General features: G+C 64.7%; 13 protein-coding genes and 6 pseudogenes. 12 read left to right on the top strand and 7 right to left on the bottom strand.

Annotated features, from left to right (window positions below; translation table 11 throughout):
• The 3 genes and pseudogenes from RHBS_RS09740 to RHBS_RS09725 all read left to right on the top strand — a co-directional run.
• Nucleotides 1–951 (top strand): ABC transporter ATP-binding protein (locus RHBS_RS09740; protein ID WP_128645470.1); only part of this gene is annotated, 951 nt, incomplete at its 5' end.
• A 349-nt stretch (nucleotides 952–1300) separates the two neighbouring features.
• Nucleotides 1301–2577 (top strand): annotated as a pseudogene (locus RHBS_RS09730) (TrkH family potassium uptake protein).
• Nucleotides 2570–3235: a TrkA family potassium uptake protein gene (locus RHBS_RS09725; protein WP_121871308.1), complete on the top strand. Its 666-nt coding sequence runs from the start codon at nucleotides 2570–2572 to the stop codon at nucleotides 3233–3235. Before RHBS_RS09730 ends, RHBS_RS09725 begins: the two are co-directional and overlap by 8 nt.
• On the opposite strand, the pseudogene RHBS_RS09720 reads toward RHBS_RS09725, so the two are convergent.
• Nucleotides 3219–4693 (bottom strand): annotated as a pseudogene (locus RHBS_RS09720) (mannitol dehydrogenase family protein). The gene RHBS_RS09725 and the pseudogene RHBS_RS09720 sit on opposite strands and share 17 nt — an antisense overlap.
• Nucleotides 4690–5712: an NAD(P)-dependent alcohol dehydrogenase gene (locus RHBS_RS09715; protein ID WP_121871306.1), complete on the bottom strand. Its 1023-nt coding sequence runs from the start codon at nucleotides 5710–5712 to the stop codon at nucleotides 4690–4692. The pseudogene RHBS_RS09720 and the gene RHBS_RS09715 overlap by 4 nt, the downstream one beginning before the upstream one ends.
• Before the next feature lie 116 nt (nucleotides 5713–5828).
• On the opposite strand from RHBS_RS09715, the gene RHBS_RS09710 reads away from it, so the two are divergent.
• From RHBS_RS09710 to RHBS_RS09690, 5 genes and pseudogenes are all read left to right on the top strand, one after another.
• Nucleotides 5829–6848, top strand: a complete 1020-nt coding sequence (locus RHBS_RS09710; RefSeq protein WP_121871305.1) for a sugar-binding transcriptional regulator — start codon at nucleotides 5829–5831, stop codon at nucleotides 6846–6848.
• 14 nt (nucleotides 6849–6862) lie between these two features.
• Nucleotides 6863–8197 carry a sugar ABC transporter substrate-binding protein gene (locus RHBS_RS09705; protein ID WP_121872765.1) on the top strand — a complete coding sequence of 445 codons (1335 nt, stop codon included), beginning with the start codon at nucleotides 6863–6865 and terminating at the stop codon, nucleotides 8195–8197.
• On the top strand, nucleotides 8194–9144 hold the full coding sequence (locus RHBS_RS09700; RefSeq protein WP_121871304.1) for a carbohydrate ABC transporter permease: 951 nt from the start codon (nucleotides 8194–8196) through the stop codon (nucleotides 9142–9144). Before RHBS_RS09705 ends, RHBS_RS09700 begins: the two co-directional genes overlap by 4 nt.
• A complete protein-coding gene (locus tag RHBS_RS09695; protein ID WP_121871303.1) occupies nucleotides 9144–10028 on the top strand; it encodes a carbohydrate ABC transporter permease in 885 nt (294 codons plus the stop codon). The genes RHBS_RS09700 and RHBS_RS09695 overlap by 1 nt, the downstream gene beginning before the upstream one ends.
• Before the next feature lie 11 nt (nucleotides 10029–10039).
• A pseudogene (locus tag RHBS_RS09690) lies at nucleotides 10040–11144 on the top strand (ABC transporter ATP-binding protein).
• On the opposite strand, the gene RHBS_RS31480 reads toward RHBS_RS09690, so the two are convergent.
• Entirely contained in the window at nucleotides 11141–11527 is a 387-nt protein-coding gene (locus RHBS_RS31480; protein WP_374700564.1) for a hypothetical protein, read from the bottom strand. The pseudogene RHBS_RS09690 and the gene RHBS_RS31480 sit on opposite strands and share 4 nt — an antisense overlap.
• Before the next feature lie 191 nt (nucleotides 11528–11718).
• Between RHBS_RS31480 and RHBS_RS09680 the strand changes: the two are divergent.
• Nucleotides 11719–13409, top strand: a pseudogene (locus RHBS_RS09680) (AMP-binding protein).
• A 2-nt stretch (nucleotides 13410–13411) separates the two neighbouring features.
• Here the strand turns inward: RHBS_RS09680 and RHBS_RS09675 are convergent.
• The 3 genes from RHBS_RS09675 to RHBS_RS09665 all read right to left on the bottom strand — a co-directional run bounded on the left by RHBS_RS09675 (nucleotide 13412) and on the right by RHBS_RS09665 (nucleotide 16542).
• Nucleotides 13412–14197, bottom strand: coding sequence for an alpha/beta fold hydrolase (locus tag RHBS_RS09675; protein WP_121871301.1), 786 nt, complete (start codon nucleotides 14195–14197; stop codon nucleotides 13412–13414).
• A gap of 64 nt (nucleotides 14198–14261) precedes the next feature.
• On the bottom strand, nucleotides 14262–15863 hold the full coding sequence (locus tag RHBS_RS09670) for an ABC-F family ATP-binding cassette domain-containing protein (protein WP_128645469.1): 1602 nt from the start codon (nucleotides 15861–15863) through the stop codon (nucleotides 14262–14264).
• Between the two features lie 133 nt (nucleotides 15864–15996).
• The gene (locus tag RHBS_RS09665) at nucleotides 15997–16542 is read right to left on the bottom strand and encodes a hypothetical protein (protein WP_128645468.1); all 546 of its coding nucleotides are present in this window, start codon (nucleotides 16540–16542) and stop codon (nucleotides 15997–15999) included.
• A 90-nt stretch (nucleotides 16543–16632) separates the two neighbouring features.
• On the opposite strand from RHBS_RS09665, the pseudogene RHBS_RS09660 reads away from it, so the two are divergent.
• From RHBS_RS09660 to RHBS_RS09650, 3 genes and pseudogenes are all read left to right on the top strand, one after another.
• Nucleotides 16633–18461 (top strand): annotated as a pseudogene (locus RHBS_RS09660) (penicillin-binding transpeptidase domain-containing protein).
• A gap of 105 nt (nucleotides 18462–18566) precedes the next feature.
• Nucleotides 18567–20228: an NTF2-like N-terminal transpeptidase domain-containing protein gene (locus RHBS_RS09655; protein ID WP_187298431.1), complete on the top strand. Its 1662-nt coding sequence runs from the start codon at nucleotides 18567–18569 to the stop codon at nucleotides 20226–20228.
• Between the two features lie 33 nt (nucleotides 20229–20261).
• Nucleotides 20262–21008: a sulfite exporter TauE/SafE family protein gene (locus tag RHBS_RS09650; RefSeq protein ID WP_121871298.1), complete on the top strand. Its 747-nt coding sequence runs from the start codon at nucleotides 20262–20264 to the stop codon at nucleotides 21006–21008.
• Nucleotides 21009–21027: 19 nt separating this feature from the next.
• Here RHBS_RS09650 and RHBS_RS09645 read toward each other — a convergent pair.
• Nucleotides 21028–22089 (bottom strand): annotated as a pseudogene (locus RHBS_RS09645) (flavoprotein); the annotation flags it as partial.

Genomic DNA, 22089 nt, shown 5'->3' with positions numbered 1-22089 from the left:
AAGTCGACGTCGCTGCGGATGCTCGCCGGTCTCGAAGAAGTCGACAAGGGAGCCATCACCATCGGCGGCAAGGACGTCACCGACCATCAGCCCAAGGATCGCGACATCGCGATGGTCTTCCAGAACTATGCTCTCTACCCGCACATGACAGTTGGCGAGAACATGGGATTCGGCCTGCGTATCGCGGGTGAGGACAAGGCCGAGATCAAGCGTCGCGTCGAGGATGCTGCCAAGATCCTCGACCTCACCAAGTTCCTCGACCGCAAGCCCAAGGCGCTCTCCGGTGGTCAGCGTCAGCGAGTTGCCATGGGCCGCGCCATCGTTCGCAAACCCCAGGTGTTCCTGATGGACGAGCCGCTGTCCAACCTCGACGCCAAACTCCGGGTACAGACCCGCGCGCAGATTTCCGCGCTGCAGCGTCGACTCGCCACGACGACCGTGTACGTCACCCACGATCAGGTCGAGGCCATGACCATGGGCGATCGCGTGGCCGTCCTCAAAGACGGTGTACTGCAACAGTGCGACTCGCCGAGGCGCATGTACGAACATCCGAACAACGTCTTCGTCGCCGGCTTCATCGGATCGCCTGCAATGAACCTCCTCGAGCTGCCCCTCGTCGACGGCGGCGTCCGCTTCGGCGGCGAAGTGGTTCCGGTTCCCCGCTCCGCCATCGCCGGAATCGGACAGAACACAGTGACACTCGGCGTGCGCCCCGAGGACCTGCAGATCACCACCGGGGCGGGCCTCGAAGTGACCATCGACGTCGTCGAAGAACTCGGAGCCGACGCCTACGTCTACGGCCAGGCCGATATCAACGGCACTCGTCAGCCCATCGTCGTCCGCGCCGACGGCCGCATCCCACCGGAACGCGGATCGACGATCATGCTCTCCTACGCCGCCGAGCGCACCCACCTTTTCTCCACGGTGACCGGCGAGCGTTTGGTCGACTAGTAGTGGAGCGCTGACGCGCGGGAGCGCTGACGCGCAGGTGCGCGGGAGTGGAGCCTTCGGAATGACCCAGGTGCGCGGGAGTGGAGCCTGCGGAATGACCCAGGTGCGCGGGAGTGGAGCCTGCGGAATGACACAGGTGCGCGGGAGTGGAGCCTGCGGAATGACCCAGGTGCGCGGGAGTGGAGCCTGCTACGTGTTCCCCTGCTACGAGGTTCCGTGCACATGCCGCGAAGCGGCTCGTCCCACCGGTACTGTTTCTCGAGTGACAGACGCTCACCAGGCATCGCGATGGTCCGCGATCTTTCGGCCCACGCCGGTTCGGGTCATGGCCACCGGGTTCGCGCTCGCGATCATCGTCGGTGCGGGAGTTCTCATGCTCCCGATCGCCACTCTTCCCGGCAGCGAGACCGACGCCTCCAGGCCCTGTTCACGTCCACCTCGGCCATCAGCCTCACCGGGTTGATCGTGGTGGACACACCGAACCACTGGTCGGGATTCGGGCAGGGCGTCATTCTGGCGGCCATTCAGGTCGGTGGATTCGGCATCATGACGATCGCGTCGTTGGTCGGTTTGGTGCTTGCCGACCGAATCGGACTGCGTGGCAGACTCAATGCCGCCGCAGAGGTACGCACCTCCGGCCTCGGCGACGTTCGCAGCGTTGTCATCGGAGTGTTCCGAACCAGCCTGCTGATCGAGACCGTCGTCGCGATCGCTCTCACGCTCAGGTTCGCGATCGGGTACGGCGAGAGTCCCGGTCGGGCCCTCTGGCTCGGCGTCTTCCACTCCGTGTCGGCGTTCAACAACGCCGGATTCGCGCTGTTCAGCGACAGCATGATCGGGTTCGCCACCGATCCGTGGATCTGTGTTCCAGTGATGGCCGCCGTCGTGCTGGGAGGCATCGGGTTTCCGGTGCTGTTCGAGCTGTTCCGGCACGTTCGGCGGCGTCGGGGCAGGCAGAAATGGTCGCTGCACACCCGCCTGACGCTCTCGGTCACCGGCGTTCTGCTCGTGGTGGGACCGGCGCTGGTTCTGTTGCTCGAGTGGTCCAGAACCCTGGGCGAGTTCGGGATCTGGGACAAGATGCTCGTCGCCACGTTCGCGGGCGTCATGCCGCGCACCGCTGGGTTCAACAGCGTCGACTACGCCGACGTCGACAACGCGACCCTGCTCGTCACCGACGTTCTCATGTTCATCGGTGGCGGCAGCGGCGGCACCGCAGGCGGCATCAAGGTCACCACCTTCGCACTGTTGCTGTTCGTCATCCTCGCCGAAATCCGTGGCGATCGTGATGTGAGCATCTTCGATCGCCGGATCGACCCGCGAGTACAGCGTCAGGCGTTGACCGTGGCCCTGATCGGTGTCGCCCTGGTCATGCTCCCGGTCGTCGCGTTGCTGGCGGGAACGGATTTCGACCTCGACGTCCTGCTGTTCGAGGTCGTCTCGGCTTTCGCCACCGTGGGTCTTTCCACGGGCATCACCGCGCAGTTGCCGGGGTGGGGGCAGGTGATTCTGATCGTTCTGATGTACCTGGGCCGCATCGGTTCCATCACTCTGGTCAGCGCCCTTGCCGCCCGCGACCGCGGTCGGCGTTACACGCTCCCCACGGAAAGGCCGTTCATTGGCTAGGAAACCGTCCTCCGAAGTCGTCGTCGTCCTCGGCCTCGGCCGCTTCGGCAAGTCGCTGGCACTGGAACTGATGGGCCAGGGTGTCGAGGTCCTCGGCATCGACACCGACGAGGCTGTGGTGCAACGTGTCTCGGACCGACTCACGCACGCTGCCGTGGCCGACACCACCGACGAGGAGTCGTTGCGGCAACTGTCGGTGCACGAGTACGACCGCGCAGTCGTGGGCATCGGATCGGATCTCGAGGCGAGTCTGTTGACCGCATCCGCGTTGATCAACCTGTCGGTGTCCAACATCTGGGCCAAGGCGATCAGCAACGCACACGCCAAGATTCTCACCCAGATCGGCGTGCACCATGTGGTGAGGCCCGAGCACGACATGGGCAAGCGCGTCGCCCACCTGGTCCGCGGCCGGATGATGGACTACATCGAATTCGACGACGGTTTCGCCATGATCAAGACCTCTCCGCCCACCTCCATCATCGGAAAGAAGTTGGGCGAGAGCGGAATACGTACCAAGCATCGTGTCACTGTCGTCGCGGTCAAGCGTCAGGGTGAGGGATTCACCTACGCCACGGCCGACACGGTGATCGGCGCAGGCGATACCGTCATCGTCTCCGGTCAGGTTCGAGACGCCGAACGATTCAGTGAGTCGACCTGAGTGATTCCAGAGTCGCCCGCGCGCCCTGCTCCTGGAGAGACGCCAGTTGTTTCGTGTACTCGGCGACGAAGCGCTCGTTGTCGATGAGATCCCCGAACACTGCGCGGTTGGCGATGAACGCCGTGGGATTCTCGCGCTGACTCTGCGCGATCGGCACCAATGAATCCTTCAGCTGGTCGACGATCTCGATGGGCTCGCCGGATTCGTCGACGGCCTCGGCGTAGCGAGCCCAACTGGCCACCACCGCGGTGGAGCGGGCGATCTCACCGCCGGTCTCGAGATTCTTGCGGATGACAGGCAAGAGCCACTTGGGAATTCGGTCCGAGGACTCGGCACACAGGCGGGCGACGGTATCGCGGATCTCGGGGTTGGAGAATCGCTCGATCAACGTCCGCTTGTAGTCGGTCAGATCGATGCCTGGGACCGGCTGCAGCGTCGGGGTTGCTTCCTCGTCCATGTAGGCGAGCAGGAAATCCGAGAACAGCGAATCCTGCACACCTCGTGCACGAGGCGATAGCCACTGAGATAGCCGAAGTACGCGAGCGCCTGGTGGCTGGCATTGAGCAACCGCAGCTTCATCAACTCGTAGGGGGTGACATCCTCGACCACCTGCACGCCCACCTCTTCCAGCGGCGGACGTCCGAGGGTGAAGTTGTCCTCAAGCACCCACTGCGTGAACGGCTCGCCCGCGACGGGCCACTGATCGTCGATGGCGTATCGCAGCGAAAGCTGTTCGGTCACTTCCGGTGTCGTGACCGGCGTGATGCGATCGACCATCGAATTGGGGAACGCGCCTTCCGCTTGGATCCAGTCGGCCAACGCCGGATCCTTCAGGCGCGCGAACGTCGTGAACGTCGATTGCGCCATATGGCCGTTGCCCTCGATGTTGTCGCAGGACATGATGGTGAACGGCATCATGCCGCGGTCCTTGCGTCGAGCCAGAGCCTCGGTGACGAGCCCGAATGTCGTTGCGGGCACTGCGCCGTCGGCGAGGTCGGCGACGATGGCGGGATTGTCCACGTCGAACTCGCCCGTCGTCGCGGAGAAGTGGTAACCACCCTCGGTGATGGTGAGCGAGACGATCTTCGTCGTGTCGGCGGCCATCTTCTCGATCACGGCCTCGGCGTCGTCCGGCGCGAAGAGATACTCGACGATGGAACCGATGACGCGGGTGTCCCACGTGCCGTCGGAATGCTTGAGCGCCAACGTGTACAGGCAGTCCTGTGCGTGCATGACGTCGTTCATTCGCCGGTCACCGGGTAGTACCCCGACGCCGCAAATTCCCCAGTCCAGCGCCTGTCCCTGCTGCAGCAGGCGGTCGACGTACATCGCCTGGTGGGCGCGATGGAAGCCGCCGACACCGAAATGCACGATGCCCACCGTCACCTCGGATCGGTCGTACGTCGGGACAGCGACGTCCTCGATGAAGTCGGCGAGGTTCTGCGAGTTCAACTTCATGCGTTGTTCTCCTTCGAAAGTCCTGGAATGACTACGGCTTTGATGCTTCCGGGTTGCCTGTCGGCGTTCAATGCATCCTCGACGCCATCGAGTCCGAAACGCGCCGTCACCATCGCGTCGAGATCCACCATGCCCGACGCCACCAGCGCGCGTGCGATCGGCCATGTGTTGGCGTAGCGAAAGACGCCCGTGAGCAGCAATTCTCGGTTCTGGATCCGCGAGATCGGCAGTGGGTAGTCCGATCCGCCCATGCCGACGAGGACGACCATGCCTGCGGGGCGGACCGCGTGGATGCCGTCGACCACGGCTCGGGCCGCACCGGATGCGTCGATGAAAGCGTCGACAGTCAGTGCGCGCACGTCTTCGGCGGCGGGGTCGAGTACGCGCGTCGCGCCGAACTTCTCTGCGTTGGCGCGGCGGGAAGCGTCGATGTCGGTGACGATCACCTCGGTGGCTCCGAATGCGCGCGCGACCTGTGCGGTGACGAGCCCGACGGGACCCGCTCCCGCGATGAGCACGCTCGAGCCCGCGGAGATGCGTGCCTTCTGGGCCGACGCGATGCCGACCGACAGTGGCTCGAAGAGAGCTGCGGCCTCGTCGGAGATGTCGTCGGGGACGTCGTGGGCGAAGGTCGATTGAATCAGCACGTACTCCGCGAGCGCACCGTCGATGGGCGGCGTCGCGAAGAACTCCATGGCGGGGCACAGGTTGTAGCGGCCTGCGCGGGACGGCGCGCTGGTGGGATCGGGGCGCTGCGGTTCGATGGACACGCGCTGTCCGACGCGGGTGTCGGAGACCTCGGAGCCCACGGACACGATGACGCCCGCCGCTTCGTGGCCGAGTACTAGGGGGCCGTCGACTACGTAGTCGCCGATGTGTCCCTCGCGGTAGTAATGCGCGTCGGAACCACAGACCCCGACTGCCGTGACCTGCACGAGGACCTCGTCGTGCGCGGGCGTGGGGACGGGTCGTTCTTCGAGTCGTATCGCCTGCACTCCGGTCAGGACGCTGGCCTGCATGGACTGTGGCACTGGTGGCTGGTGGCGAGGGGGTGTTGTGTAGATCACACCTTAATGTTAGCTTAGTGAGCAGATGAACACGAGCTGAGCATTTGCTCACTGGTCAGGGAGGCGTGATGGACGGAACGGAGCCCGGCGGGGCGAAGTCTGCGCGGTCCGGCGAGGACCTGCGCCTGGCTCTGCGCGCCGCAACCATGTACCACCTCGAAGGCGCGACTCAGGCCGAGATCGCCGTGAAGCTCGGCGTCTCGCGCCCGACCGCAGGACGGCTCGTCGCACGGGCCCGCACGCAGGGGCTGGTGACGATCGAGATCAATGTCCCCGACGATCTGCAGGGCACCGTGCACGCCGACCTCGAGCGCGAACTCGAGTCGCAGTACGGGTTGACCGAGGTGCTCGTCGTCTCGGACGTCATCGACGGCACGGATGCCGGCTACGGATCCCTGGGGCGCGCGGCGGCAACGCTGCTCTCTCGTCGGCTGAAGGATCAGGATGTTCTGGGCTTCACCTGGGGACCCGAGACGGTCGCGGTAGCGAGTTCGCTGAAGACTCGATCCACCAAATGTGCTGCGGTGGTGCAACTCGACGGTTCCATCACCTCGGCCGACTACCAGACCGGCGTCGAGTACACGCTCGGACGGTGCGCTGAATACCTGCAGGCGACACCCATCAGGCTCAACGCACCGCTGTATGCCGATCAGGCGACCGTCGTTGCGTTGGAGCAGGATTCCGTGATCTCGCGCGCCCTCAAGGCCGGGACCGATGCCGATGTGATGATGTACGGCATCGGTCCCGTTTCCACGTCCACCACGTTGTTCGAGGGCAGTTTCATCGACCTCGAGGTGCTCGACGAACTCCGCCGGGTCGGAGCGGTCGGTGAGATCGGCGGCCGGTTCTACGACGCCGACGGCAAGGACACCGGTGGATCGCTCCCCGGCCGAACCGTGTCGGTGGGACTCGACGCCATCAGGGCCTGCGATCGGGCCGTGCTCGTCACCGGCGGAAAACGAAAACACGAAGCGCTGCTCGGTGCACTGCGCGGTGGTCTGGCGTCGATCTTGGTCACCGACATCGAAAGTGCGCGTTGGCTCGTCGATCGATCCATATCAGCGTCGAATGGAAAGGTATCCCAGTGAAAGTTCTACCGAAAGTGGTTGTCGCGACCTCGCTCGCGACGACCTTGGTGGTGTCCGGATGTGCCGGTGCCGGCTCGTTCGGTGGTGACGGTGACGGGACGACGATCACCGTCGCGATCGTCTCGAATTCGCAGATGTCCGATGCCATCTCGCTTGCTCCGGAGTTCGAGGCGGAGAACCCGGGCATCAACCTGAAGTTCGTGTCGCTGTCGGAGAACGAGGCCCGCGCCAAGATCACGGCCTCTGTCGCGACCGGCGGCGGCGAGTTCGATGTGGTGATGATCAGCAACTTCGAGACCCCGCAGTGGGCCGAGAACGGTTGGCTGACCAACCTTTCCGAGTACGCGGACGCCACACCCGGGTACGACGAGGACGACTTCATCCCGACGTTGAAGGAGTCGCTGTCGTACGAGGGCAGCATGTACTCGGTGCCGTTCTACGGTGAGTCCTCGTTCCTGATGTACCGCAAGGATCTGATGGAGCAGGCTGGTATCGACATGCCGGCCGAGCCCACCTGGCAGCAGGTGGCCGATGCTGCGGCTGCACTCGACAGCCCCGGCCTCTCCGGAATCTGCCTGCGCGGCAAGCCCGGTTGGGGTGAGGTGCTCGCGCCGCTGAACACCGTCATCAACGCATTCGGCGGCCGCTGGTACGACGAGAACTGGAACGCTCAGTTGAACAGTCCCGAGGTACGTGAAGCCGTGCAGTTCTACGTCGACACCGTGCGCGAGCACGGTCAGGCCGGCGCGGCCACCAGTGGCTTCAGCGAGTGCGGAACGCAACTCTCGCAGGGCAACACCGCAATGTGGTACGACGCCACCTCGGCCGTCTCGGTTCTCGAAGACCCGTCGTCGAGCAACGTCGTCGGACAGATCGGTTACGCCAAGGCCCCGTCGGCGGCCAAGGGCGACAACGGCTGGCTGTACTCCTGGGCCCTGGGCATTCCCCAGACCAGCGAGGCTCCCGACGAGGCGTGGAAGTTCGTCTCATGGATGACGAGCAAGGAGTACCTGAACAAGGTCGGTAACGAACTCGGTTGGGAGCGTGTGCCTCCCGGAAGTCGGCTCTCGACCTACGAGATTCCCGAGTACGCGGAGGCGTCGGCCGCCTACGGTCAGCTGACCCTCGACTCCATCGACAGTGCGGATCCCAACGATCCCACCGTGGATCCGGTTCCGTACACCGGAGTCCAGTTCCTGACCATTCCGGAGTTCCAGGACCTCGGTACCCGGGTCAGCCAACAGATCAGTGCCGCGATCGCCGGACAGATCAGCGTCGACGACGCGCTCGACCAAGCGCAGCAATACGCCGAAGTGGTCGGCAAGACGTATCAGGAGGACCAGGGATGACCACCACCGAAGAGCGGACGGCTCCGGCCGAACCGGAGAAGTTCGTACCGAGACCGAGAACGATCTCCAAGGCCGAGGGCTGGCGTCGACGCGGACCACTGTTGCCGGCGTTGGTGTTCGCCATCATCGTCACCCAGATCCCGTTCCTGTTCACGCTGTACTACTCGACGCAGTCCTGGAACCTCGTTCGTCCGGGTTCGCGTGAGTTCAACGGTCTGAACAACTACGTGGATGTGTTCCGCGACAGTCAGTTCCGTGAGGTCGCGATGAACACCGTGATCATGATCGTCGGAACGGTGATCATCTCGGTGGTCCTGGGCCTGGCCCTCGCGTTGCTGCTCGATCGAAAGTTCATCGGGCGCAGCCTCATTCGTACGCTGCTGATCACCCCGTTCCTCGTCACCCCGGTGGCCGGTGCGCTGATCTGGAAGACGACGATGTTCGATCCCGTCTTCGGTCTGATCAACTTCGCGCTGAGTCCGTTCGGAGTCGGCGAGATCGACTGGGTGTCGCGGTTCCCACTGGCCGCGGTCATGACGAACCTCGTCTGGCAGTGGACGCCGTTCATGATGCTGCTGATCCTCGCCGGACTGCAGTCCATGCCCAAGGACATCGCCGAGGCCGCACGTGTCGACGGGGCAGGCCCGTTCAAACTCTTCCGCGAGTTGACGTTGCCGCACCTGCGCCGGTTCATCGAACTGGGCACCGTCCTCGGCGCGATCTACCTCGTCAACACCTTCGACGCCGTCTACATGATGACCTCCGGTGGACCGGGAGTCGCGTCGGCGAACCTGCCGTTCTACATCTACCAACGTGCCTTCCTCGGCTTCGACATCGGTCAGGCCGCGGCCATGGGCGTCGTCACCGTGGTGGCAACCATCGTCCTCAGCACCCTGGCGCTGAGATTGATCTTCAAGAGCTTCAGCGCAAACGAGGAGGCGGCGTGATGAGCACGGCAACAACGAGCAAGAAGAAGGCCGTCCCGCACACCTCCGACGGCCAGGAGATTCGCAAGAAGAGCAAGTGGGGCCCGGGGACGGTCTGGTCGTTCGTCGCCTGGGTGGCCGGCATCGCCTTCTTCTTCCCGGTGCTCTGGATGGTGATCACCGGATTCAAGCAGGAGGCCGACGCCTACTCCAACCCGCCGAAGCTGATCTTCACCCCCACCCTCGATCAGTATCGAGGTGTACTCGAGAGCGGCATCGGCACCACCCTGCTGAACTCGGCGTTCGCGACGATCGTCTCGACCATTCTCGTTCTGCTGCTCGGTGTTCCGGCGGCCTTCGCGCTGTCACTACGGCCGGTCAAGAAGACCCAGGACGTGCTGTTCTTCTTCATCTCCACCAAGATGCTGCCCGTCGTGGCCGTCATCGTTCCGCTGTACGTCATCGTCGGTGACATCGGCATGCTCGACAACATCTGGGCCCTGGTGGTCCTCTACACCGCGATGAATCTGCCTATCGCCGTATGGATGATGCGCTCGTTCTTCATGGAGGTGCCGGCGGAACTGCTCGAAGCCGCCAGCATGGACGGTGCATCGCTGTGGACCTCGGTACGCGAGGTGATCCTGCCGCTCGTCTCGCCCGGCATCGCTGCGACGTCGTTGATCTGCGTGATCTTCTCGTGGAACGAGTTCTTCTTCGCCGTCAATCTCACTGCCGTTCAGGCCCAGACGATTCCGGTGTACCTCGTCGGATTCATCACCGGCCAGGGCCTGTACTGGGCCCAGCTGTCCGCCGCTGCGACGTTCGCAGCACTCCCCGTCGTCCTTGCCGGATGGTTCGCGCAGAACAAGCTCGTGCGCGGCCTGTCCTTCGGCGCCATCAAATAGGAGAAAGTCTCATGGCTGCAATCACGTACAAGAAGGCATCCTGCGTCTACGAAGGTGCCGATTCGCTCGCCGTCGATTCCCTCGACCTCGACATCAAGGACGGCGAGTTCGTCGTCCTGGTCGGACCGTCCGGCTCCGGCAAGTCCACCGCACTTCGTATGCTCGCCGGTCTCGAGGAGATCGACGGTGGCGCAATCGAAATCGGCGGCAAGAACATGGTGGGCGTTCCGTCCAAGGACCGCGACATCGCGATGGTCTTCCAGAACTACGCGCTCTACCCCAACAAGACCGTCGGGGAGAACATGGGCTTCGCGCTCAAGATGCGCGGAGTGAGCCTCGAGAAGCGTCAGGCACGCGTCGCGGAAGCGGCCCGTCTGCTCGATCTCACCGAGTACCTCGATCGCAAGCCCGGCAAGCTCTCCGGCGGCCAGCGTCAGCGAGTTGCCATGGGCCGCGCCATCGTTCGTGAGCCGCAGGTGTTCTGCATGGACGAGCCACTGTCCAACCTCGATGCCAAGCTACGGGTGCAGACACGTACGCAGATCGCGGCGTTGCAGCGCAGGCTCGGCACCACGACGGTGTACGTCACCCACGATCAGGTCGAGGCCATGACGATGGGCGATCGCGTCGCCGTCCTGCGCGGCGGAAAACTGCAACAGTTCGCCTCTCCCACAGATCTTTACGACAACCCCGTCAACGCGTTCGTCGCAGGATTCATCGGCTCCCCGGCAATGAACCTGATGACGGTACCCATCGGCTCGGGCGGCGTGCAGATCGGTAAGTTCCTGCTCCCGCTCGAGCGCGACGAGCTGACCAAGCTCGCGAGCCTGGGTATCGACGAGGTCACCATCGGAATGCGGCCCGAGAACCTCGGCATCGTCCACGGCGGCGGCGAGGGCTTCGAGGGCAAGGTCGATCTCATCGAGGAGCTGGGCAGCGAGTCCTACGTCTACGCACACCTCGACGACCCCAAGGTCAAGGGACTCGACGGGGGACCTGTGTCGTTGGTTGCGCGTTCGGCAGTGCGTGCCCCGGCGAAGATCGGCGAGAGCATCGGCCTGACACGTCTCGACGGTGCGATCCACTCTTCCACCGGAAACCGGGGAGCGCATCTAACGCGGCTGGTACGGGGTCTTTCGAGCGAGGATCAGTGCCGTCAGAAGTGCGGCACCCCACAGCAGGAAGATGCCGTCGAAGAACAGGTGTCCGTACTTGACACTTCGATTCTCGTCCGAGGCGATCAAGCCGATCACCGCACCGACGAACGACGCTCCGCCCCAGAGGATCAGCAGCACCGAGCCGGGCCAGGATATGCCGAGAACCAACGACGGCAGCCTGGTCCGGTTCCGTGCTGCCAGGCGCGGCCGGTTCATGTACGCGAGGCCAGGAAGAATTGCCGCGCCGAGCTTGACCAGCGCGAGCACCAGCAGTGCAGTTCGCGCTGTCTCCGGTTCGCTGTCGACCCACTCCGTGGCGAAGGAACCGACGGTATCGAGCATCCACCGTCCACCGGAGGCCCAATAGCCGGAAAATGCTGCGTGGACTATCCCCAGTGCACATGCGATCGCGAAGTATCTGATGGCCACGGTGACCGAGGGTAGCCCAGTCTTTACCCCCGTTCAGGGGTAGCGAGGGTTTGTTCATCTCCCCTAGCGTGGTGGTGATGGGCATCACACGCGCAGGAGGAAACATGGTCGAATCGGCATACACGGCATTCAGGAACGCACGCGATCTTCTACTCGACGCCTACGGCGAGTACGACCGCGCAGTAGCAACTTTCGAATGGCCGTCGTTCGGTGAGACGTTCAACTGGGCGATCGATTGGTTCGATGCGATCGCGCGAGGCAACGACGGCACCGCGCTGTGGATAGTCGAGGAGAACGGCAGCGAGGCCAAGTACAGCTTCGACGACATCGCTCGTCGCTCCGACCAGGTCGCCAGGTGGCTCGAGCAGCAGGGAATCGGCCGCGGCGACTCGGTGATCCTGATGCTCGGCAACCAGGTGGAGCTGTGGGAAGCGATGCTCGCGGTGATGAAGCTGGGCGCGGTGTTGATGCCGACCACCACGGCCATCGGATCCGCCGACCTCACCGATCGCGTGGTACGCGGCAATGCGCGCGCCGTGATCGTGAACCCCTCGGACACCGGCAAATTCGACGAGGTCCCCGGTGACTACCTGCGCATCGCCACCTCCGCGTGTGATGGTTGGGTCGACTATGCCGAGGCACGTGGCGTCGAGGCCGTACCGTTCGAGTCGGTGACCGCTCCCGCCGACCGTCTGCTGATGTACTTCACCTCCGGCACCACCAGCAAGCCCAAGCTCGTCGAGCACACGCAGATCTCCTACCCCGTAGGCATCTGAGCACCATGTACTTCCTCGGGCTGCGTCCGGGCGACGTGCACCTGAACATCAGCTCCCCGGGGTGGGCCAAGCATGCGTGGAGTTGCTTCTTCGCGCCGTGGATCGCCGAGGCGACGATCTTCATCTACAACTACGGAAAATTCGACGCGAAAGCACTGCTCGAGCAGATCCGAAGGGCCGAGGTGACGACGTTCTGTGCACCACCGACGGTGTGGCGCATGCTGATTCAAGCCGATCTCGCCGGCGGCGGTGGTTCGCTGCGCGAGGCCATCGGAGCAGGGGAACCGCTCAACCCCGAGGTGATCTCGCGGGTGCAGCAGGAGTGGGGCCTGAGCATCCGCGACGGGTTCGGCCAGACCGAAACCACTGCACTGGTGGCAAATACCCCCGGCGCGGTACTGAAGTCCGGGTCGATGGGGAGACCGCTGCCGGGCGTTCCGGTGGTGATCGTCGACCCCACCACCGGCGAACTCGCCGACGAGGGCGAAATCTGCCTCGACCTGGCCCAGAACCCGTTCAACCTGATGACCGGCTACCTCGGCGACCCCGAACGCAATGCCGCTGTCATGGCCGACGGCTACTACCACACCGGCGACGTCGCAGCACGGGACTCCGAGGGCTACATCACCTACGTCGGCCGCACCGACGACGTGTTCAAGGCCTCGGATTACAAGATCTCCCCGTTCGAGCTCGAAAGCGTACTCATCGAACACCCCGCCGTCGCCGAAGCCGCGGTGGTGCCCGCCCCCGACGAGACGCGACTGGCCGTTCCCAAGGCATATGTGGCATTGGCGTCGGGCTGGGAACCCAACGAGGACACTGCATTCGAGATTCTCAAGTACGCCCGAGAGCACCTGGCACCGTTCCTGCGTGTACGCCGTATCGAGTTCTTCGAGCTACCGAAAACGATCTCCGGCAAGATCCGTCGAGTGGAGTTGCGAGCCCGCGAGGATGCGGCCGTGGGTCCGCTGGACAACGAGTGGCGTGACGACCAGTTTCCTGCACTGAAGAGACACTGAGCTCAGTTGTCCCAGAACCGTTCGAGAGCCCCGAGGACCTCATCGGACGCCGCCATCGTCGTCGCGTGGTCGAATCCGCGGATGACATGCAACTCGGAGTTCGGCACCAACGCTGCGGCAGCTCGGGTGTCGTCGAGCCTGGTGCCGTCCTGATTGCCGACGTAGAACAATGACGGCTGGGTGACGTGCTGCAACGCCTCGTCGGGTAGGCCGGGATCGGCGTCGGACGCTCGGATGTACGCAGCCATGGCCTGGGCGTCGTTGGCGGAGAACACCGCTCGGGTTCCGGCGTCGATAGGGAACATGCGGTGGCTGCTCCACGCCTCGAGAAAGCCGTCCATGCCGCGCTGCTCCAACACATCCGAGCACCCGGGAAAGAACAGGCGATCGAACGCGCCGGCCTGAGCGCCGTGACTACCGCCGCCGACAGCCAGTGATCGCACTCGCTCGGGCCTCGCCGCTGTCAACGCCAAGCCCGCCCGGGCCCCGAACGAATACCCCAGATAGTCGACGGTGTCGACACCCACTGCGTCGAGCACCGCCGTCAGATCGCCGACGATACTGCTCATCGCATACGCGTCGGGAGTATGGGGCTTCTCGCTGCGGCCGTGCCCGCGACTGTCGATCAAAATCAACTGCCGACTGCCACGCAGGGCCTTCACATAGCCGAACGTCCGCCAGATCGTGTGCGTCAGAAAACTGCCGTGCACCATCAACAACGGCGGCCCGGACCCCACCACCGTGTACGCGATCCGTGTCCCATCGTCTGCATTCGAGGCGTACTCCACCCCGCGATTCTTGCCTCTCGAGTCCACTCAACGTGACATTGACCCCCCAAAAGGTCACTGAACGTCACATTGACTCCCCACGGGCGGGCGCTTCGCGGTCGGACTCGGCGGTCGGGGTGAGGTCGATGGTGCGGGTGGGGGCGATGGCGTCGAGGAACGGTCGGTCGTGGCTGGCGATGATCAGCGCACCCTCGAATTTCTCGAGCGCATCGATCAGGTGCTGGCGGCTGGTGATGTCGAGGTTGTTCGTCGGCTCGTCGAGCATCAGTAGTTTCGGGGCAGGTTCTGCCAGCAGAATTCGCGCCAGTGCGGCCCGGAGTCGCTCTCCTCCGGAGAGGGTGGAGACGACGGCGTCGGCGTCGGATCCACGGAACAGGAAGCGGGCGAGTTGGCCTCGGATCTGTTCGGCGGTGGCGTGCGGAGCGACGTCGGATACGTTCTGGGCGACGGTGCGGGATTCATCGAAGACGTCGAGTCGCTGCGGTAGATACTTCCACGGCACCTCTGCCCCTGTGGCGTCCAGAGCCCGCAACAGGGTGGTCTTGCCGCTGCCGTTCGGGCCGATCAGGGCGATGCGCTCCGGACCCACGATGTGGATATCGTCATGGGTCAGGGCCACCTGTCCCGCATGCACTTCGGTTGCCGGGAGGTCGACGCGTATCTCGCGGTCGTCGCGCAGGAGATCCTCGGCGGCCGACAGCGACGATCGGGCGTCGTCGACGCGATCGCTGTGGGTACCGCGGAGCTTGCCGGCCGATTCCTGGGCCGCCCGCTTGCGACGGCCCGCGAGGATCGGAGGCACGCGCTTCTGCTCTTCCATCTTCTTGCCGAAGCGCTGACGCCGATCGAGTTTGATTCGGGTGTCGATCAATTCGCGTTCCTGCTTGCGGACGTCGTTCTTGGCATCGCGGACCGTGGCCCGTGCCGCCTCCTGTTCGGCGTCGACGACCGAGCGATAGTGTCGATAGTTGCCGCCGAACATACGGAGCCGCGAAACTCCGCTGCGCTCTGCCCGCACCTCGGCGATGGAGTCGACGCGTTCGAGTAGTTCGAGATCGTGAGTACACACGATCAGCACGCCTGAATAGCCGTCGACCGCCGTGTACAGGCGTTGGCGCGCAACCTGATCGAGGTTGTTGGTCGGTTCGTCCAGCAGCAGTACGTCAGGCTCGGCCAATAACTCCGCAGTGAGCGCGAGCAGCATGGCCTCGCCGCCCGACAGGGTGCCGACTCGGCGATCGAGGTCGTCGAGGGAGCCGACGATGCTGCCGAGACCGAGCTTGTCCAGCAATGCCAGAGCACGCTCCTCGACGTCCCACGCCGACCCGACGATTACGAAGTCGTCCTCGGTGACGGAACCGGATTCGATGCGGTGCAGCGCTTTTCGCACCGCATCGATGGCAAGCACCCGATCCACGCGGAGAGCGGGGTCCAGTGTGACGTCCTGGCGCAGGTACCCCAAGACACCCGGCATCGAAATGGAACCCCGTTGCGGTGTCACTTCTCCGGCGAGCAATCTCAGCAGGGTCGACTTCCCCGCACCGTTGGAACCGATGAGACCTGTTGTGCCGCTGGGAAATATAGCCGACAGGGCGTCGAACACCGGGTCCCCGTCGGGCCAGGCGAAGGTCAGGTCCGAGACGGACAGTGATGACGAATGAGGCATGGTTGCTCCCAAGGTGTGCGTGCGATGGATCTGCAGGCGTCTAGAACCTTTGGAAGAGCAATGGCCTCTCCGAATCTGTGGGCAACAAGGCGAGGGCCACGCTAGCCCCGAACCCGACGAGCACGCAAGCGAATTACACCGACGGGCCCTTCTTGCGGAGCTCGTCGACCGTCTCCATCGCGCCGCGCAGTTCGTCCAGCCACTCCTGCGTGTGTTCGCCGACCAGCTTCACGGCCCAGGCCAGAGCGTCGGCCCTGGATCGAGCGACGCCGGCGTCGACGAGGGTGTCCAGGACACGACGCTCGGGCTGACGCAGGCGGGTCATGACCGGTACCGCGAGGTGGGTGAACAGGACCACCTCGGATCCGGTTCGCACGCCCCAGGCGACCTTGCGTCCGTATCGTTTCTCGGCCTCGGCGGCGATCTGCATGCGGTCGCCGCGGGTCGTTTCTCGGAATCGCGCGATGCGGCCCTCGTTGGCTGCGGGTGAACTGTCCTGCTCTGCAGGCAATGTCCCGACGACGACGATCTCCTCTCGGTCGACCTCGACCGAGGCGGCACCGTCGAACCAGGTGTCCGGGAGTCGGCCACCGAACCAATCGGCTGCGTCGGTGGCGTCGGGAACGTCTGCGTGCTGCCAGCCGCCGGGGCGACCGAACGAGCGTCCGTTGGGTTTCATGGGGGCTCCTATCCAGAGTTGTAAGTCTGATTACATGATTACACCCGAATCGGAATTGGCACCACCATTGCTTCGGGCAAGCACTGCGGCATGATCGACCCCGTGCGCACTTCGAGAAGACCGACGACTCTGGCCGCGATCGTGTCCGTACTGGCATTGGTGCTCGCCGCCTGCGGTCAGAGTGGTCCCGATCAGCCGCAAACCGTCGCCGAGCAGTTCGCGGACGCGATCAACAGCGCAAATGTCGATCAGGCAGCTGCGTTGACGACCGATCCGGCCGGCGCGACGGAGGCGCTCACCGAGCTGTACGACGGGCTTTCGGCAGGCGGAACGGTGACGGCCACTCCCGATTTCGAGGCCGCCGACGCCAATGAGGATGCAGGCACGTTCACGTTGAACGCCGGTTGGCGCTTCTCGACGACCACCGACGGCACCGCCGAACCCGACGGCGAGCCGAAGGAATGGAACTACACGACCACTGCGACAGCGGCGGAAACCGAGCAGGGCTGGAAGATCACCTGGGATCCCGCGATGTTGGTGCCGGGCCTGACCGCCGACTCGTCGGTGCGCTTCACACCGACCGACGCGCTCGTCGCGCCGCGCATCTTCGACGGCAACGGCGTCGAGCTGATGTCGCAGCAGGTGGTCACCCTCGTCAACGTCGATGCGACGGCCGATCCTGTGGCTGTGGCGAACCTCGTCGGATCCGTCGTCCCTGGTGTCACCGCCGAGTACGTCACATCGGCTGTCGCTGCAGCGCAGGGTAATCCGGCAACCGTCGTGTTGCTTCGTCAGGCGGACATCGACCCCATCGGTGCTCAGCTCGCGACCGTCCCCGGAGTCACCCTGGCTCCGCAGACGCGGTTGCTCGCCACCGACCGGAACCTCGTGTCGCCGGTTCTCAACGACCTCACGACGCTGTGGGAGCAGGAGCAGGCGGCCAATCGTGGATGGGCTGTGCAGGCTGTTGCAGCCGATGGCACCGTCACCCCGCTCGCCGGCCGCGATGCCGGAACCGGCGACGACATTGCGACCACCCTGGATTCGGCGCTGCAGCTCAAAGCGAGAATGCCCTCGCGTCGCTGCCGCAGCAGGCGGCCATCGTTGCGCTTCGGCCGTCGACCGGGGCGGTACTCGCCGTGGCACAGAATGCCGCCGCGGATGCCGAGGGCCCGATCGCCCTCACCGGTCTGTACCCACCGGGGTCGACGTTCAAGACGGTGACCACCTCGGCTGCACTGCAGTCCGGTGCCGTCACCCCCGATACCGTGCTGCCGTGTCCGTCGACGGAGAACATCGAGGGCAGGCAGATTCCGAACGACGACAACTTCGATCTCGGCGACGTGCCGCTGCACACCGCCTTCGCCAAGTCCTGCAACACGACGATGGGCCGCCTCGGCGTAGCACTCCCGCCGAACGGACTGACCGACGCGGCCGCGCAGTACGGCCTCGGCGTCGACTACGTCACCCCCGGTCTGACGACCGTCACCGGTTCGGTGCCGTCGGCCGACACCCCGGCTCAGCGGGTCGAATCCGCCATCGGTCAGGGGCAGGTGACCGCGTCGCCCTTCGGTATGGCGCTGGTCGCGTCGTCGATCGCGAACAACGGATTGCTCCCACCGACGGTGGTTCCCGGTGAGCCCGGAGTGGGAAATATGCGGCCGGCAGCAGTGAACCCGCAGGTCACCGAGCAGATCAAGACCATGATGCGCGAGACGATCACCGGCGGCACCGCGACGTCGCTCAATGACATCCCCGGGTTGCTCGGCAAGACCGGCACCGCCGAATTCGGTGCCAACAACGAGGGAGCTCACGGCTGGTTCGTCGGAATTTCCGGCGATCTTGCGTTCGCGGTCTTCGTGAACGACGCGGGTAGCTCGACTCCGGCCGTCGAGGCTGCTGGTCGTTTTCTGCGGTAGTCCAGGCCGAAACCGACCGGGGCGTATCCCAATCGTGACCGGCTCGTATGAATCCCGTGCTTGTTACTCGTGTGACTACAGTGAATATTGTGACTCATGAGTTCTATGAGTCGTGCCCGTCGTGGCCCGCGCAAGGTCCGCGGTCGCTACCTCGTTGCCGTTGCAGCATCGGCGACGTTGACGGTCTCGGCAGTGTTCTGGATGGTCGATCGCCCGCCGAGCGAAGCCGAGGTGCTGGTCTCGAAGTTCGTCGACGCCCTGGACAACCGAGATGTCGCTGCCGCTGCCGCGATGACGACCTACCCGAACGCCGCGACGGCCGCGCTGAACCAGATGTTCGACGGCTTGTCGGCCGAGGGCACGTCCACCGGCGACTTCGATTTGACTCAGTACATGGACCTCTCCGACGAGAGCGGCTTCTTCACGCTCGCGTCGGCGTGGAATTTCGGTGAGGGCAAGGACTGGAAGTACAGCGCTCAGGGCTCGACCAAGAAGCTCAGCGTCGGCTGGCGCATCGCGTGGGATCCGGCCACCCTCGTCCCCGACCTCACCTCGGGAGGGATGGTTCGCTACACCCGGACCGACGCCGCCCCGCCGCTGATCTTCGACGCCGCGAACAACGTGTTGATGAGCGAGCGCACCATCAACGCCATCTCCCTCGACCCGGCGCAGATGAGTGATCCGGCGGCGTCCACCGCGCAACTCGCGGACGTCATCGACGTCGTCGCACCGCTCATCACCTCCGAATCGATGCTGGCCGAACTGAATTCGGCCGGCGGTGCACCGATCACCGCAGTGACCTTGCGCGACGACGATTTCGCCGTCCTCGAAGACGATCTGCGCGCCGTGCCGGGAGTGGTTGTCTCTCCGCAACCCAAGCTCATCGTCGACGACCGTCGGATCACCTCACCCGTGCTCGACTCGTTGCGAAGTGCGTGGCAGGAGGGTCGCGACGCCACCGCAGGTTGGGCCGTCGACACCTACACCGTCGATGGAACCGGCGAACGCCGCGTCGGCTTCCAGGGACCCGGCGGACCGGACCTGCACGCGACACTCGATCCGCGCGTTCAACTCGCAGCCGAGAACGCGGTCGTCATGGCGGGGTCGTCGGCGTCGATCGTCGCCCTGTCCACCTCGACCGGCGCGATTCTCGCTGCGGCACAGAACAGTTACGCGAACGAGCAGGGCGACGTGGTGTTCGGGGGCTCCTACCCGGCAGGCACCGCGTCCGAGTTGGTGAGAGCAGTGCAGTCCGATCGCGGTGAGGACAGCGCCGAAGATGCAGCTGCGAAGTTGGGTCTGGGTATCAACTACTCGATGCCCGGACTCGACGCCTACACAGGAACTCCCGCCGACAGTCGCAGCGCGATCGACGGCATCAGGACCGTGTCCACCGCCTCCGGGGACGAGGCGACGGTGACTCCGTTCGGACTCGCGCAGATGGCGGCCGCGATCTCTCGGGGCAGCGCTCCGATTCCGACGATCGTCGCGGGTCAGACCGCCGTCGCGAATCGTGAGTCCGAGGCAATCGGGTCGGATGCGGCAAACCGGTTGCGCGGCATACTCGCCGACTCGTCGCGCAGTAGTGGTCTCGACACCTTCGACGGTATGCAGGGATTCGCCGGGGAAAGTGGTGACGATCGCTTCGTGCTCGCGACCAGTGGTGACGTCGCGTTCGCGGTGTACATCGAAGACGCGGACGGCGGAGATCAGGCAGTACGCATGACGAGCCGGTTGCTGCAGGAAATGGCGAACCCGGTGGAGTGAGAGCCAGATAGTCAGGCGCGGTAGTTTTATTCGGTGACTGTGCTCGATTTCGGACTTCTGGTGGTGGCCGGGTTCTTCGCCGGGCTCATCGGGTTCGTCACCGGGCTCGCGTCGCTGGTGTCCTATCCTGCTCTGCTTGCGGTGGGTTTGCCTGCGGTGTCTGCGAACGTGACGAACACGGTCGCGTTGGTCGCCGCCGGTGTGGGCGCGACGGCGAGTTCCTCTGCCGAGCTCGCCAAGGACGGCAAGCAGCTGGTTCGCTACGCGATCTACTCTGCTCTGGGTGGTACCACCGGCGCGATTCTGTTGCTCAATACCCCGGACGGTTCGTTCGAGGTGGTCGTACCGTTCCTGGTGGCGATGGCAGCCATCGCGCTATTACTGCAGCCGAGTATCCGAAAGCTGTCCGGAGACAAACAGTTTCCGACGCTGTATCCGCTGGGGCTGTTCGCCGTGGCGATCTACGGCGGCTACTTCGGTGCCGGGGCCGGCGTCATCTTCCTCGCGCTGGCACTGATCTGTACGGCCGATACGTTCTGGCGCGCAAGCGTTCTGAAGAGCTTCTTCCTCGGCATCGCGAACCTGATTGCGGCGATCATCTTTTCGTTCTCCGGCCATGTGAACTGGTGGGCTGCGCTGGCGCTGGCGATCGGATGTTTCGTCGGCGGTGCCTGCGGGCCACCGACGGTCAAGGTGATCTCGCCGATCGTGTTGCGCATCGGCGTCGGGATTCTCGGTCTCGGTCTCGCCGGTTGGTTGGGCTACCAGGCCTTCGGATGACGTGGAGGTCAGTGGTCGGTCAGTGTCCCGACGGCGATCCGAGGGTGATCAACTCCGGTGCCGCGGGGGCACCGCAGCAACCGCCGGTCGACGGGGCGTCGGGCTCGTCGAACAGGCCTGCGCCACCGCAGACTCCGGTGTCGGGCAGCGTCAGCTCCACCTTGCGTGCGCCTTCGTGGTCGCCTGCGAGTTCGGCGGCGATGCTGCGAACCTGCTCGTATCCGGTCATCGCCAGGAATGTCGGTGCACGGCCGTAGCTCTTCATGCCCACCAGGTACAGGCCCGGTTCGGGCTGGGTGAGTTCCTCGACGCCGTGCGGGGACACCGATCCGCATGAATGCATGTTGGGGTCCACCAATTCTGCGACGAATTTCGGTGCCTGCAGGGTGGGGTCGAGGTCGAGGCGAACCTCGGACAGCCAGGACAGATCCGGGCGGAACCCGGTGAGCGCGACGACGCGGTCGACGTTGTCGATGCGCGATCCGGTGTCACCGATCAGAGCGAGCCGATCCCTCTCCACCGCAACGGCTTCGGTTCGGAAGCCCGAGACGACGGTGAGGAAGCCGTCGTCGACCGCCTTCTTGGCGCGCTGACCGAGAGCGCCACGAGCGGCGAGTTCGTCCGCTTCTCCTCCGCCGAAGACCTCCGCGGTGACGCCTCGACGCACGGCCCAGGTGAGCGTGGTACCGGGCTCGTCGGCGGCGAGTTCGGCGAAGGTGATGATCGCGGTCAGCGCGGAGTGTCCGCTGCCGGCGATGACGATGTGCTTGCCTGCGAATACGGATCGAGTCGTCGGGTCGGTCAAGTCGGGCACCCGGTAGTCGATCCGATCTCCGGCGGCCTTCTCGCCGATGGCCGGAAGTCCCTCGCTGCCCAGTGGATTCGGTGATCCCCAGGTGCCGGCTGCGTCGACGACCGCGCGGGCGAGGATGCGTTCCTCGCTTCCGTCGGAGTGGCGAATGTGCACCGACAGCGGTTCGGTGTCGCGGCCGGCGTCGGACCACGCGGTCGCGTCCGCGGCGGGCGACGCCGACCACCCTCGGGAGTCGGTTCGGATGGCATCGCCCAGTACGGCGGCCAG

Origin of the sequence: Rhodococcus sp. BS-15, from assembly GCF_000813105.1 — a bacterium.
In the GTDB taxonomy this organism is placed as follows: Bacteria; Actinomycetota; Actinomycetes; order Mycobacteriales; family Mycobacteriaceae; genus Rhodococcoides.
The sequence above is the reverse complement of the archived record's forward strand: the minus strand, read 5'-3'. Positions and strand labels throughout refer to the sequence as shown.